Here is a 13,894-nt window from a genome sequence, read left to right on the forward strand (position 1 = left end):
AACATCAAATTGAGGGAGGAATCGGACATGGCACAACGCAAGAAAATCAAATTCGGAGCGATTATTCACGGAGTAGGAGGCAACATCGCCGGGTGGAGGCATCCCGAAGTGCCCGCGGACGCCAGCGTCAGCTTTCCGTTCTACAAGCAGCAGGCGCAGGTTGCCGAGGCGGGCAAATTCGATCTCGTCTTTATCGCGGACGGTCTCTACATTACGGAGAAATCGATCCCGCACTTTCTGAACCGTTTCGAGCCGCTGACGCTGCTCTCCTCGCTGGCTTCGGTTACGAGCCGCATCGGATTGGTCGGCACGTTGTCGACCTCGTACAGCGAGCCGTTCACGGTGGCGCGCCAGTTCGCCTCCCTCGATCAGCTAAGCGGCGGCCGCGCGGGCTGGAATCTCGTCACTTCGCCTCTTGAAGGCTCCGCCCGCAACTTCGGGAAGCCGGAGCATCCGACGCACGACGAACGGTATAAAATTGCCGAGGAGCATCTGGAGGTGACGAGGGGGCTGTGGGATTCCTGGGAGGACGACGCATTCGTCCGCGACAAGGAGTCCGGCGTCTTCTTCGATCCTTCGAAGCTGCATCGGCTGAATCACAAGGGACAATACTTCAGCGTGGAAGGACCGCTCAACATCGCGCGTTCCAAGCAGGGACAGCCGGTCGTGTTCCAGGCGGGTTCCTCCGAAAGCGGCAAAAACCTCGCGGCCAAAGGCGCCGACGCCGTTTTCACCGGACACGAGACGCTGGAGGAGGCTCAAGCGTTCTACAAGGACGTGAAAACGCGGGCGATCGCTTACGGCCGCGAGGCGGACGACATCGTCATCCTGCCGGGCATCTCGCCGATCATCGGCCGGACGCAGGGGGAAGCCGACTGCAAATACGAGGAGATCGCGGGCCTCGTCAGCATTGAGAAAGCGCTCGACTATCTCGGCCGCTTCTTCGAGCATCACGATTTCTCGCAATACCCGCTCGACGAGCCGTTCCCGGACCTCGGCGATCTGGGCAGCAACAGCTTCCGCAGCGGCACGGACAAAATCAAGAAGCAAGCCCGCGAGCAGGGGCTGACGCTGCGCCAGGTGGCGCTGCGCTCGGCGACGCCGCGCGGACAGTTCGTCGGCACGCCGGAGCATGTCGCCAATCTGATTCAGCAATGGTACGAGGAAGAGGGGGCGGACGGCTTCATTATCCACTCGCAGCTTCCGAGCGGCTTGAACGACTTCGTCGAACTCGTCGTCCCGATTCTTCAGGAGCGCGGCATCTACCGCACCGAGTACGAGTCGGATACGCTTCGCGGCAACCTGGGCCTGAGGGTTCCGGCCAACCGCAATGCGGTCGCCAAAGTGAACAGCTAAGCGCATGCGGCGCGATCCGTTGCCTTTTCGGGCCATGGCTCGCGCCGTTTGCTTTGCTCGGCGGATGCGGACTACGTCAAATTTTTCTGTACAACTGACCGATTCTCGTACATGAGCAAACGAAACGACCGCTGGAGAGGCTTTGGCGAAGAGGACGAGGGCCGATGTTCTAAAAAATCGGTTAACGACTCCCCGATCGCGCTCAAACAGAGGCCGATGTTCTAAAGAATCGGTTATTGTCACTTCGTCAGACGAAGTTTTTTTGCCAAGTGTGTTGCTTTTTTATACAAAGTAAAATATTATTACTTTAATACCGATTAAACTCATTGGATATATGAGTTATCAGGCGGCGCCGACAAGACGACTTGAGGTTGCTGAAGGGATAGCGATCGCGGCAAAGCGCGTTCCGGCCATCCCGACCGAGAGAATTAAGGAAACGCGCAAAGGAGCTGTAACGGAATTGAGCCACTTGCCTGCCGTCCAGGCGGAACGCCTGGACAAATCATTCCCGCGAGAAGGCGGGGCTGAGCGCGTGCTCGACAACATCGACTTTACGGTTCACAAGGGCGAGATCGTATCGCTCCTCGGACCGAGCGGCTGCGGCAAGAGCACCTTGCTTAATGTGCTGGGAGGCTTCGAGAAAGCCGATTCGGGAGCTGTATTGATCGGCGGTGAGCCGGTCGTCCGGCCAAGCCGCAAGTGCGTCATGCTGTTCCAGGACTATGGCCTGCTTCCGTGGCGTTCTCTGCTCGGCAACGTGGAGCTGGGGCTCGAGCCGCTGAAGCTGCCGAAGCAGGAGCAGCGGGAGCGCGCAATGCGATACGTGAAGCTGGTCGGGCTGGAGGACAAGAGCGCATCCTTCCCGCATCAGCTGTCCGGCGGGATGAAGCAGCGCGCGGCGCTGGCCAGGGCGCTGGCGATGCAGCCCGAGCTGCTGCTCATGGACGAACCGTTCGCGGCGCTCGACACGTTCACGCGATACGCGCTGCAGGATGAGCTGCTGCGCATTCATGCGAAGGAGCGCGTCACCGTCATGATCGTCACCCACGATATCGACGAGGCGGTGTACCTGTCCGACCGGGTGCTGATCATGCAGCCGTCCCCGGGCAGAGTCGCCAAGGAAATCGCGATCGACGCCGCCCGGCCCAGAGACCGCGGACATGGCGATTTCCAGCATTACCGCAAGCTGATTCTGGAGCAGTTCCGGTTTACGGGATCGGCGGCGGAAGAGGAATTTACGATTTAAGGGGAGGTCTTATCCATATGCGTAAAAACAGTTTAAGCAGCAAATTGGCCGCGGCGCTTGCGGCCATTCTCGCCCTTGCGTTGATCGCCGCTTGCGGCTCGAACGACAAGGCAAAGGAGGGAGATGCGTCCGGACAAGGTCCGAAGCGGACGATTCAGATCGGCTACCTGCCGATTACGCACGCGGCTCCGCTCTACATAGAGGAGGAGCTGGGCAAAGCCGGCTTCGACCGCTTCGAGCTGAAGCTCGTCAAATTCGGCTCATGGCCCGATCTGATGGACGCGCTGAACACCGGCAAGATCGACGGGGCGTCCGTCCTGATCGAGCTGGCGATGAAGGCCAAGGAGCAGGGTATCGACCTGAAGGCAGTCGCGCTCGGGCATAAGGACGGCAACGTCATCGTCGCCGCTCCCGACATCGATTCCGTGCAGGACCTGAAAGGGAAGCCGTTCGCGATTCCGCACAAATTTTCCACACACAACATTTTGTTGTACCAGATGCTGAAGGGCGCGGGGCTGCAGTATTCGGACGTCGAGGCGATCCAATTGCCGCCGGCCGAGATGCCCGCCGCGCTGGCCGAGGGTCGGATTGCCGGGTATGTCGTCGCCGAACCGTTCGGCGCGAAATCGGTCGTCATCAACAAAGGCAAGGTGCTGTACCAATCGGAGGAGCTGTGGCCGGATTCGGTCGACTGCGCGCTCGTGCTGCGCGGGGAATTGATTTCGGGAGACCGGGCGGCCGCGGAAGAACTGGTGGCGAAATATGTGGAAGCCGGCAAAAAGGCGGAACTGAAGGACGGGGACATGAAGGCGATCGTGGGCAAGTACATGAACGTCGAAGACAAGGTGCTGGAGCTGAGCCTGCAGTGGATCAAGTACGAGGACTTGAAGCTGGACGAGGCGTCCTATGAGATTTTGCGAGAGTACATGATCGAGATGGGGCTGTCGGAGAAGCCGCCGACGTTCGCGGAGTTCGTCGATAACTCCTTGATCGAGAAGGCGTTGTAGCGTATGCGGGTACTAGGCAAAACCGGCTACGTGCTCGTCGGCTTCGCCGTCCTGATCGCCGTCTGGCAGTCAGTCGTATGGACGGGGCGGTACGAGGAATCGCTGCTGCCCTCCCCGCTCGGCGTCGCCGAAGCGATCGGCGAGCTGATCGAGTCCGGCACGCTGTTCGTCCATCTGAGGGTCAGCCTGCTCCGCTTCGCGGCCGGCTATCTGTCCGCCGCTGTGCTGGCGGTCGCGCTCGGCCTGGTGCTGGGGAGGCTGCAGCGGCTGTGGCGCTACATCGATCCGATCGTGCAGCTGATTCGCCCTGTGTCCCCGATCGCCTGGTCGCCGTTTATCGTGCTCTGGTTCGGCATCGGCAATGCGCCTGCGATCGCGATCATTTTCCTGGCGGCATTCTTCCCCGTGCTGCTGTCCACCGTATCCGGCGTCCGCCGGGTGAACCCGAGCTTCCTGAAGCTGGCGCACAATCTGGAGCTGGACAGGAGGGCGCTGCTGACGAAAATCGTCTTCCCCGCCGCGTTCCCGTCTATCGCCAGCGGACTGCACATCGCCGTCGGCACCGCCTGGATTTTCCTCGTCTCGGGAGAAATGGTCGGCACGCAATCCGGACTCGGCTTCCTGATCGTCGACGCCCGCAACATGATCCGGCTCGACTTGGTGCTCGCGGGCATCGTGTTCATCGGAATATGCGGCCTGCTGCTCGACCAGTGCGTGCGGCTGTTCGAACGCCGGATGGAGAAGAAGTGGGGCATCGTTCGCGGCGACTGATTCCCGTCTAGCGGGTCGCCGACGGCTCCAGCTCGATGGCGGCGACGTCGTCGACGTTCGTCCGGCAATGCTCGCAATAGCAGACGAGACGCACCTCGTGGCCGCAAGAGACGTGAACGAGCTTCTTGTAGCATTTCTTGAGATTGTTCCGGCCCCATAGCAGGAAGGCGTGAAAAACCGTTTCCAGCTCTTGACCGCTCTGCGTCGGCTTGTACTCGTACCGGGGAGGATGGGCGGAATACAGATTGGATTCGATCAACCCAAGCTCCTCGAGATCCTTCAGCCGGTCCGAGAGCAGCTTGGAGGAGAGTCCCTTGAGCGCATTTTTGATTTCGCTGAACGTCGTGCGGCCGACGAGAATTTCGTGAATGATGAGCAGCGTCCAGCGGTCGCCGATCAGATTCAGCGTCTGGGCGATGTTGCAGGGCAAGTCGTAGCGGTCCTTCATGGCGAACCTCCAAGTAAGTTGATCTATATGAGTATAAATTTTACACCAAGTATATTAAAATCACAATTTCTGCGATTTGACCGCAAAAGGAGAGATTTGAGATGGCATTGTATTTGATCGAATCGAGTTTGGACGGGAATACCCGCGAAAAGGGCGCATTCCGGGCGCGGACGGACGAATTGCAGCGGGAACTGGGAGAACGCGGCGCGAAGCTGCTGGAGGTGCAGGTGTCGCAGGGCTTCGAGCGGGCGTTCTTCATCGCCGACGGCGGGGAGGAGGCGGTGCGGGCGGCGCTCGCGGCGGCATCGGTTCCGGTCGAGCTGCTCAAGGAAGTGCGCTTGATCGGCAAGCAGCCGGAAGAGGTACAGCCGCAAGGGGAAGGGCTGAACTACCTTGTAGAATGGAACTTGCCGGAGCATCTGACGATGGAGCAGTATTTGGAACGCAAGAAGAAAAATTCGGTCCATTACGCCGAAGTGCCTGAAGTGTCGTTCTCGCGGACCTACGTGTGCGAGGATATGACGAAGTGCCTGTGCTTCTACAAGGCGCCCGACGAAGAAGCGGTCAAGCGGGCGCGCGAAGCGGTGCATGCCCCGATCGACGCGCTTACGGCCATCCGGCCGCAGGAATGACGCGTATGACGGCCGATGAACGGCTCCGCGACGGCAGCTTGCTCGAAGAAAGAATTCAAACGCTGCTGAAGCCGAGCGTCAGGAAAATCGATTGCGAAGCCTATTACCCGCTCGACTATATGACCGCGCTTGGTCGGGACGGCTTTTTCCGTTCGGAGGGAGAGCGCGCGCAGGAGGTGAGGATGGCGGGTGTCCGAATCGTGGAAGAGACCGCGGCGGCGTGCATGACGACTGCCTTTAACGTATGGTGCCATCTGGCCGCGCTGACCTACGTTCGTCACAGCGGCAACGCCGCTTTGCGCAGGACGCTGCTCCCGGGCTTGGAAAACGGAGAGCTCCGTGGAGGCACGGGTCTGTCCAATCCGATGAAGTTCTACGCGGGCATCGACAAGCTCTATTTGAAGGCGGAGCGGGAAGGCGGCGGCTATCGGGTATCGGGGCAGCTTCCGATGGTATCGAATCTCGGGGAAGGACATTGGTTCGCGACCGTGTCAGAGACGGCGGGCGGGGAGCGTATCATGGCGTTTTTCCCTGTCGGGGCGGAAGGATTGAGACTGGAGGAGCGGCTCGGATTTCTCGGGCTGAACGGGAGCGCCACTTATTCTTGCTCATTCGACCGCGTCAGCGTGCCGGAGGAATGGATCGTTTCGGAAAGCGCCGACGAATTCGTCGCCAGGGTGCGGCCTGAATTCGTGCTGTACCAAATTCCGCTTGGCCTGGGCGTTACGGCTGCCGCGATCCGTTCGATTCGCCAGGCGAAGGAGAAGCAGGGCGGCTGCAATGGCTTGCTTCCCGTTCAGCCCGAGCAGTTGGAGCGCGAGCTGGAGCGGCTGCGCGAAGCGACTTATCGGCTGGCCTCGCAGTTGGAGGAGGTGAGCGCTTGGAAAGCGCTGCTGCGAGTGCGGCTCGATACGGTCTACTTGACGCTCCAGGCCGTTCAGGCCAACATGCTTCACCAAGGCAGCGCCGGTTACGTGCAGACGAGCGCGCCGTCGCGTCGGCTGCGCGAAGCGTACTTTTTCGCCAACTTGACACCTACCGTCCGCCACCTGGAAAAGCTGCTTGCAGCCCAATCTTTACCAGTTGATGAAAGTCTGCTATAATCGTCTACAAATACGAAATTCGGTGTGAAGCACATTCCGAAGAGCGCTTGAAGCGTTCCGGGGGTGTGCTTTTTTGCGTCATGAAGCCGGGAAGGAAGTGTAGTATAATGAAGAGGTCGGATCGCAGCGTTAAGGAGAAGCTTAAGCTCGACCAAATGATGCGCGTCTTGTTCCGCCTATCCAAACGTCTGACGGTTCAACTCGTCAACGGTTTGTTCGGCGAGCAATTCGCGAACGAGGAAGTCAAATCGATCCACTACGGCAACGCGGAGTTTATTATGGACGGATACGACCGCATCGTCGGCGATCTGTTTCTGAAGCTGGTTACGGTTCGCGGCACGTTTCAGTATCACGTCGAGTTTCAGACGTTAAATGACCAGTCGATGGTTATCCGGATGTTTCGTTACGGATTTGAAAAAGCAGTAGAGGTGGCAGCAGGGACGGACGACGGCAGTGGGGGAGGACGCAACGGAATGGCGCTGCTTGCGTTTCCCCGCCAGATTGTCATTTTTCTGGAGGAGAACGAAGCGGTTGGCGACGAGCTTGCTTTTCGCTTGCTTCTGCCCAGCGGGGTGGAGACGGTCTACACGGTGCCGACGATGCGCTACTGGACGCTGACTCCCCGCGATCTGCAGGAGCGGCGGTTGTTCGCCCTGCTCCCGCTGCAGGTGTTCCGTTCGCGCAAAAGCATGCGCGGCATTGCGGACAGCCACCGATCGGATGAAGAGAAGAGACGGCTGTTCGCCCAAGAGTTTGAACGGCTCAAGACGACGATCGGGCAGACGCTGGACGTCATCCGGGAATTGCACCATCAACGGCTGCTGCGGCTCGGCGATATCGACCGGCTGCTGCAAGTTCTCGATAACATATTGAAATATTTATACAACAGATACGGCAACGATCAACAAACTGAGGAGGTTAGTCGAATGATCAAGACGTTCATTGACCCTGAAGTGTTGAAGAAGGGGAGAAGAGAGGGGCAGAAAGAGGGTATTCAGCAGGGTGTACAGCAGGGCAAAATTACGGTCGCGCGCAAACTGCTGAAGCTCGGGGTCGATATCGGTACAATCGTTGAAGCAACGGAGTTGAGTGAGGAGGAAGTGCTGAAGCTGGGTAAACAGGAACAGCCCCCGTTTCCGCTTCGGAACGATTAGCCGTCCGGCTCGTACCGGCTGTTTTTCCCTATGGTCAACCTCCAGATTCGATCTTATACTAAGTTACATTCGAACATCACAGGGAGACAGACGCAAATGAGAATTTCAACGGAGAAACTATTCACGCACCCGCTCGGCATACTGGCCGCGGCGACGGGTGCTACTTTTTTGTGGGGAAGCGCATTTCCGATCATCAAGCTGAGCTACGCCGAGCTGGACATCGGGAAGGGACAAGTTTACGAGCAAATCTTATTTGCGGGAATCCGGTTCACGCTGGCGGCGCTGCTGATTTTGGCGTTCATGAAGCTGATGGGCAGAAGCATTGCTTACCAGAGAGGCTCGTGGCGGGGTGTGGCGAAGATTGGCCTGTCGCAGACGCTGCTGCAGTATGTGTTTTTCTATTACGGGATGAGCGGTTCGACCGGCGTGCAGGGCTCGATTTTGGCCGGAACGACCTCTTTCTTCCAAATTCTCATCGCCCACTGGATGTATGCGGACGATCGGATCACGCCGCGCAAGCTGTCCGGGCTGATTGTCGGTTTTGCCGGAGTCGTTGTCGTAGGGCTGTCCGGGGGCGCGACCGGCGTCCATTTCGGCTTGGCCGAAATCTGCCTGCTGGCGGCGATGTTCTTCGGAGGGTTGGGCAACGTATTATCGAAAAAAGAGTCCGGGCGCCTCGACATCCTGTACATGACCTCGTACCAAATGCTGCTCGGAGGAGTCGTGCTGAGCGCGATCGGGGCCGCGGGCGCGGGTTTGATGCCTTTCGCGTTTACGTGGAGCGCCGCGGGCATGCTGCTGTATCTCGCGGTATTGTCGGCGCTCGGCTTCGTCCTGTGGAACACGGTCATGAAATACAACCAGGTCGGCAGCATTTCGATGTACTTGTTCCTCATTCCCGTGTTCGGCGTCTTCCTGTCCGCGCTGCTGCTGTCCGAGCCGCTGCATGCGACCGTCTGGCTGGCGCTCGGACTGGTGGCGGGCGGCATCGTGATCGTCAACCGCAAGCCTGCCCCGGCCGCGGCTGCGGAAATCGGGCGCCCGGCCTAAAAGCTTCGCAGTCCTCGTCCGATCGAATTCACGGGGCGGGGAGCGCAGTGGACCGCTGAACGCGGAACAGGATACCTTGTCCCCCTTGCCGGGGGGCGGTATCCTGCTCCTTGAACCTAATCTATCCGTGCAGCCCAACCTCGATTATTTCCACAGCTGGACTCGTTCCGCATAATTTTTCGAATAGATTTCCTCGATTTTCTCCGCTTTGTTGGCTTGCAGATTGGCGATCATTTTGTTGTACGCGTTCTCCGCTTCCGCGGCCGATTCGGCGTAAATCATCGACGTAAAGCCCTTGTCGGTAATATCCTTCACCTTCTGTTCGACAAGAGCGTCGGGCGTTCCGCCGAGCGGGCCCAAATTGTCGTAGAGCGAAGAGTCCCAGGTCGAATCCTTCATGGAAATCAGGGCGTGAGCGCTGATCGGATCTCTGTCGTACTTGGCCGCGAGATCGTAAGGCGTTCCGTCCGTGCCGTTGCCGTTCTTGATGAACCAGGTCCATTTCCGGATGCCGGTCGCCTTCGAATATTCGTTCCAGTTGTCCTTAAAGCCTTGAAGCACTTCGGGCCGAGGCGTATGCTTGCCGTCCTTCATATCCCAATGCGTGCCTTCGAGTCCCCATTGAAGCAAATATTGCCCTTCTTCGCTCACCAGGAAATCCATCATCTTGATCGTTTCGACGGGATGCTTGTTGGAGACGGTTATGCCGATCGCGTCCCAGCCGAGCGAGCTTCTCGGACCGAACGTGGTCTGCGAAGGGTCCACGCCGTCCGCGACGACCTTGAACGCGTAGAACTGCTTGTCCGTATCCTCGCCGAATTGCTCCCGCAGCAGACGGTTCGCCTCCGTCGGAAGTCCGCCTCCCGTTGCGAATACCCTGCCGCTGGTCGTCTTCTGATCGTAGATTTGCGTTTTGTTAACCGCCCATTCCTTGTCCAGTAGTCCCTCGGTTTGCAGTCCGTTGATGAATTTGATCATTTCCAGATATCGGGGGTGGCGTACGTCCAGCTCCAGCTTGCCGTCGGTCTCGTAATAGCTTTTCATGCCGTACATCCCTTTGAACGTACCGATAATGGTCGGCATATGATCCGCGTTAAGCGTGAAAGGAATCGAATCTTTGCCGTTTACCGCCGGATATTTCTCTTTGAATTTGCGCAGCAGGTCGACGAATTCCTCTTGGGTGAAGCTCTCGCCCTTCTCCGCCTTCTCGCCGTAGCCGAATTCTTTCAATACGTCCATTCGCATGTTGATGCTCCAGTTCGGATCGGGATCCATGCCGTACCAGTTGTTCAGGTAATAGTTTTTGCCGTCCATGTAGCGGCTCTTGTTCAGCACGTCCCCGTACATCGCGGTGATGTTGGAGCCGTACTCCTGGATCAGATCGTCGAGCGGAATCAGCGCTCCGGCGGCTATATATTTGTTGACGATGTCGCTGCGGCGGTCCATCAGCACGATGTCCGGCAGGTCGTTGCTCGTCAGCATCAGGTTCAGCTTCTCCTCGGGATTGCCCGTCGGCTGCTGAATCTGAAAAGTTATCCCGGTCCGCTTCGTAATCTCCTGAGCGACGGGATTATTGAATTGGTCGCCCGTGTTTTTGTCGAAGAACGTCAGCGTGATCGGCTCCTTCGGCTGCTCCGCTCCCGAGTCGGATGGCTGAACGGAACCCGAATCCGAACCCGACGAGGCCGGCTCGTTCTTGCCCCCGCCCGAGCAGGCCGTCATCACTAGCAGCAGCGCGGCCAGCGCAACCAGCGATACTTTTTTGTACTTTCGATTCATGGAAATTGCCCCCTCATAATATAGGATGAAAATGATGGCTTGCCCTTACTTCAGCCAGGGAAGAAAATCCCGGTTCGCCTCCAGCATCTCGTCGCACATCGCCACGATGTCGTCCAGCGACAGCTCGGCGGAGGTGTGCGGGTCCAGCATCGCGGCATGGTAGACGTGCTCGCGCTTGCCGGTCAGCGCCGCTTCGATCGTCAGCAGCTGCATGTTGATGTTCGTGCGGTTAAGCGCGGCGCATTGCGGCGGCAGCTCGCCGAAGTAGGTCGGCAGAATCCCGTTCGCGTTCACCAGACACGGCACCTCGACGCACGCCTTCTCCGGCAGGTTGGAGATCAGCCCGCCCGTATTGCGCACGTTGCCGGCAATTTCGAATGGCTTGTTCGTCTCCATCGCTTCCATAATATAAGAGGCGTACTCGTGAGAGCGCTCATGCGTCAAGCCGTCGTTTTCGATCAGCTCGTTCACTTCCTGCCAGTAGGCCGCTTTGCCTTTGCCCCAATTTTTGTACATCTGCGTGGAAATGCCGAATTGCTCCGCCAAACCCGGATAACGATGCTTGTGATAGTAGGGCACGTATTCGGAAGCGTGGGTGCTCGACTCGGTGACGTAGTAGCCGAACAGTCTCATGAAATCGTAACGCACGCCGTCTTCGTGCGGATACGGCCGCTCAGCCGCGCGTTTGCGAATTTCCGGGTACAGGTCGACGCCGTTGCGCGTCACTTCGAGCAGCCAGGCCTGATGGTTGATGCCGCCGATCCGCCAGCGCACGTCGGCTGCGTCCATGCCCAGACCCTCCAGCAGCTCCTTCGCACACGTCTGCACGCTGTGGCAGAGGCCGACCGTCTTGACGCCGGTCGCCTGCTGGACGGCGCCGGTGATGATCGCCATCGGGTTCGTATAATTGAGCAGCCAGGCGTCGGGACACACCTCTTCAATGTCTCTGGCCATGTCCAGCATGACCGGAATCGTGCGCAATCCCCGGAACATGCCGCCCATCCCTAGCGTATCCGCAAACGTCTGGTACAAGCCGTATTTTTCCGGAATCTCGAAGTCCGACATGATCGACGGGACCAGCTCGCCGACCGTAATCGCATTGATGATGTAGTCCGCGCCCCTCAGCGCCTCCTTCCGGTCGGAATAGGCCGTAATGGTCGCCTTGTTGCCGAGATTGGCGTTGAGCGTCGTCAGCATGCGCAGAGACTGGTTCATCCGCGCCTCGTCGATGTCGTACAGCGCGAGATGGGAGTCGGCCAGCGACGGCGTTCTCATGCAGTCTCCCAAAATATTTTTGGCGAATATCGAGCTTCCCGCTCCGATGAAAGTAATTTTCGGCATATCGAATGCCTCCTTGAGGGTTAGTTTTTGACGGCTCCCAGCAGCATGCCTTTAAGGAAGAACCGCTGCACGAAAGGGTAAACAAGAATAATAGGCAAGGTGGCGACCATCGTTACCGTCATGCGAATGCTCTCGCCCGTAACCGGAATTTTCTTGGCTTCGTTGGCGAGCTGCTGCGCATCGTTAAGCATGTCTCCGGTTTGATATTGGTTAAGAATCTTCACCAGCACGGCCTGCAGCGTCTTGAGGTCCGGATTGTACGTGTAGATGTACGAATCGTACCAGGCGTTCCAATGATAAATAGCCGAGAACAATGCTACGGTGGCCAGCACGGGAACGCATACCGGCAAAATGACTTTAACGAAGATCCGCACGTCGTTGGCGCCGTCGATCTGGGCCGATTCCTCCAGCTCCCTCGGCAGCTCCTCCATGAAGGTGCGGATCAGAATCATCCAGAAAATATTGATCAGTCCCGGAAAGAGAAAGACCAGGAAGTTGTCGATCAGGCCCAGCGATTTCACGATCATATAAGTGGGGATCAGACCGCCGCTGAAATACATCGTGAAGACGAAAAATAAATTGACGAATCGGCTCCCGACCAGATCCTTCTTGCTTAACACGTAGGCGAGCAGGGCGATGCAGAAAACCGACAGCGGCACTCCAAGCAGCGTACGGAGCAGCGTCACTTTAACCGACGTTGTGATCTCCGGATTCGAGAATACGGCGGCATAGCTTTCCAGGCTAATGTCGCGGGGCCAGAGCAGAAATCCGCCCCTTAAGGAATCGGTTCCGTCGTTGATCGACAGGACGAAAATTTGCCAAAAGGGGAAAAAGGTCACGATGAACAGCATACTCAGAAATCCGTACAACAAAATGCGGCCCGACCAGCTCATCAGCGTATCCCGGCTTATCATGTTTCCCTCCTCCTTAGAACAGCGAATTATTGTTCATGCGTCGGGCCAGAGAGTTAACGCCTAGCACCATGATGAAAGCGACGATCGACTTGAACAAGCCAACGGCCGAGGCGTAGGAGAACATCCCGTTCTGGATGCCGTAGCGGAAGGAATACGTATCGATGACGTCGGAATAATCGCGATTAAGCGAATTGCCCAGCAGGAAATATTGGTCGAATCCCGTATTGACGATATTCCCTACGGCAAGAATAAGCAAAATGACGATCGTCGGCTTCAGCAGAGGCAGCGTGATATGGACGATCTGCTTCACTCTCGTTGCTCCGTCCACTTTGGCGGCCTCGTACAACTCGGGGTTGATCGAGGCGATGGCGGCTAAATAGATGATCGAACTATAGCCCATTTCCTTCCACGTATTGGCTCCGGCGACAATCCCCCAAAAATATTTTCCTTCCTGCAGGAACAGCACGCTTTCCTTGGTCAGTCCAAACAGCTTCAGCAGTTCGTTGACGACGCCGTCCGCGGACAGCAAGGTGACGAATATATTCGCCGCGATGACCCATGAGATAAAGTACGGCATGTAGGACGCCGTCTGGACGATGCGCTTGAAGGCTGCGCTTCCGACTTCGTTCAGCGCCACGGCGATGAGGATTGGAACCAGGAAGCCGATTCCGATCGTCAGCAGGCTCGATACCAAGGTGTTCCTCATGATCAGGAAAAAATCGTCTCCCGCGAAGAAAAGCGTGAACCACTGAAAACCGACGAATTCGCTGCTCAGGAAAGACGACCAGAAGTTTCCGAGAGTCGGCTTATAGTCCACGAAGGCCATGTACAAACCCAGCATCGGCCCGTAGGAGAACAGAATCGCCCAGATGAATCCGGGGACGAGCATGAGGTAGAGATAACGCTGCTTGAGTATTTTTCTGCGCCATTTGGATTTTGTCGTCTGATGGATCGCATTGATAGGAATCACCTCGTTTCGTAAGCGCCGGCCGCTTGTCTCTATTATTGAGCCGCCGGATCGCGATATCCATAACGAGTTCCACTGATTTATACCGCAAACGAACGAACCTTCTCCGGAGCGAATTGACAGGCG

Annotated in this window: 13 protein-coding genes; 8 read left to right on the top strand and 5 right to left on the bottom strand. The window is 57.6% G+C overall.

Features of this window, described 5'->3' with window-relative positions; translation table 11 throughout:
- Positions 1–27 precede the first annotated feature (27 nt).
- From B0G52_RS22765 to B0G52_RS22780, 4 genes are all read left to right on the top strand, one after another.
- Positions 28–1,356 carry an LLM class flavin-dependent oxidoreductase gene (locus B0G52_RS22765; RefSeq protein WP_094047701.1) on the top strand — a complete coding sequence of 443 codons (1,329 nt, stop codon included), beginning with the start codon at positions 28–30 and terminating at the stop codon, positions 1,354–1,356.
- Positions 1,357–1,816: 460 nt separating this feature from the next.
- Positions 1,817–2,602 carry an ABC transporter ATP-binding protein gene (locus tag B0G52_RS22770; protein WP_233162938.1) on the top strand — a complete coding sequence of 262 codons (786 nt, stop codon included), beginning with the start codon at positions 1,817–1,819 and terminating at the stop codon, positions 2,600–2,602.
- A gap of 17 nt (positions 2,603–2,619) precedes the next feature.
- On the top strand, positions 2,620–3,609 hold the full coding sequence (locus B0G52_RS22775) for an ABC transporter substrate-binding protein (protein WP_094047703.1): 990 nt from the start codon (positions 2,620–2,622) through the stop codon (positions 3,607–3,609).
- 3 nt (positions 3,610–3,612) lie between these two features.
- Positions 3,613–4,380, top strand: coding sequence for an ABC transporter permease (locus B0G52_RS22780; RefSeq protein ID WP_094047704.1), 768 nt, complete (start codon positions 3,613–3,615; stop codon positions 4,378–4,380).
- A 7-nt stretch (positions 4,381–4,387) separates the two neighbouring features.
- On the opposite strand, the gene B0G52_RS22785 is transcribed toward B0G52_RS22780, so the two are convergent.
- Positions 4,388–4,828: a winged helix-turn-helix transcriptional regulator gene (locus B0G52_RS22785; RefSeq protein WP_094047705.1), complete on the bottom strand. Its 441-nt coding sequence runs from the start codon at positions 4,826–4,828 to the stop codon at positions 4,388–4,390.
- 101 nt (positions 4,829–4,929) lie between these two features.
- On the opposite strand from B0G52_RS22785, the gene B0G52_RS22790 reads away from it, so the two are divergent.
- From B0G52_RS22790 to B0G52_RS22805, 4 genes are all read left to right on the top strand, one after another.
- Complete coding sequence (locus tag B0G52_RS22790) at positions 4,930–5,460, top strand: DUF4242 domain-containing protein (RefSeq protein ID WP_094047706.1); 531 nt, start codon at positions 4,930–4,932, stop codon at positions 5,458–5,460.
- Between the two features lie 5 nt (positions 5,461–5,465).
- Positions 5,466–6,563: an acyl-CoA dehydrogenase family protein gene (locus tag B0G52_RS22795; protein WP_094047707.1), complete on the top strand. Its 1,098-nt coding sequence runs from the start codon at positions 5,466–5,468 to the stop codon at positions 6,561–6,563.
- A gap of 107 nt (positions 6,564–6,670) precedes the next feature.
- The gene (locus B0G52_RS22800; protein WP_094047708.1) at positions 6,671–7,717 is read left to right on the top strand and encodes an RpnC/YadD family protein; all 1,047 of its coding nucleotides are present in this window, start codon (positions 6,671–6,673) and stop codon (positions 7,715–7,717) included.
- Positions 7,718–7,819: 102 nt separating this feature from the next.
- Entirely contained in the window at positions 7,820–8,767 is a 948-nt protein-coding gene (locus B0G52_RS22805) for a DMT family transporter (RefSeq protein ID WP_094047830.1), read from the top strand.
- A gap of 144 nt (positions 8,768–8,911) precedes the next feature.
- Here B0G52_RS22805 and B0G52_RS22810 read toward each other — a convergent pair whose 3' ends face one another.
- From B0G52_RS22810 to B0G52_RS22825, 4 genes are read right to left on the bottom strand one after another with little or no spacing between them, the layout of a single operon-like run.
- Complete coding sequence (locus B0G52_RS22810; RefSeq protein ID WP_094047709.1) at positions 8,912–10,546, bottom strand: extracellular solute-binding protein; 1,635 nt, start codon at positions 10,544–10,546, stop codon at positions 8,912–8,914.
- Between the two features lie 45 nt (positions 10,547–10,591).
- Positions 10,592–11,887, bottom strand: a complete 1,296-nt coding sequence (gene melA / locus B0G52_RS22815) for an alpha-glucosidase/alpha-galactosidase (RefSeq protein WP_094047710.1) — start codon at positions 11,885–11,887, stop codon at positions 10,592–10,594.
- 20 nt (positions 11,888–11,907) lie between these two features.
- Positions 11,908–12,801, bottom strand: a complete 894-nt coding sequence (locus B0G52_RS22820) for a carbohydrate ABC transporter permease (RefSeq protein ID WP_094047711.1) — start codon at positions 12,799–12,801, stop codon at positions 11,908–11,910.
- Between the two features lie 13 nt (positions 12,802–12,814).
- Complete coding sequence (locus B0G52_RS22825; RefSeq protein ID WP_233162940.1) at positions 12,815–13,771, bottom strand: ABC transporter permease; 957 nt, start codon at positions 13,769–13,771, stop codon at positions 12,815–12,817.
- Between the last annotated feature and the right edge of the window lie 123 nt (positions 13,772–13,894).

Source organism: Cohnella sp. SGD-V74, assembly GCF_003001675.1.
Classification (GTDB): Bacteria; Bacillota; Bacilli; order Paenibacillales; family Paenibacillaceae; genus Cohnella.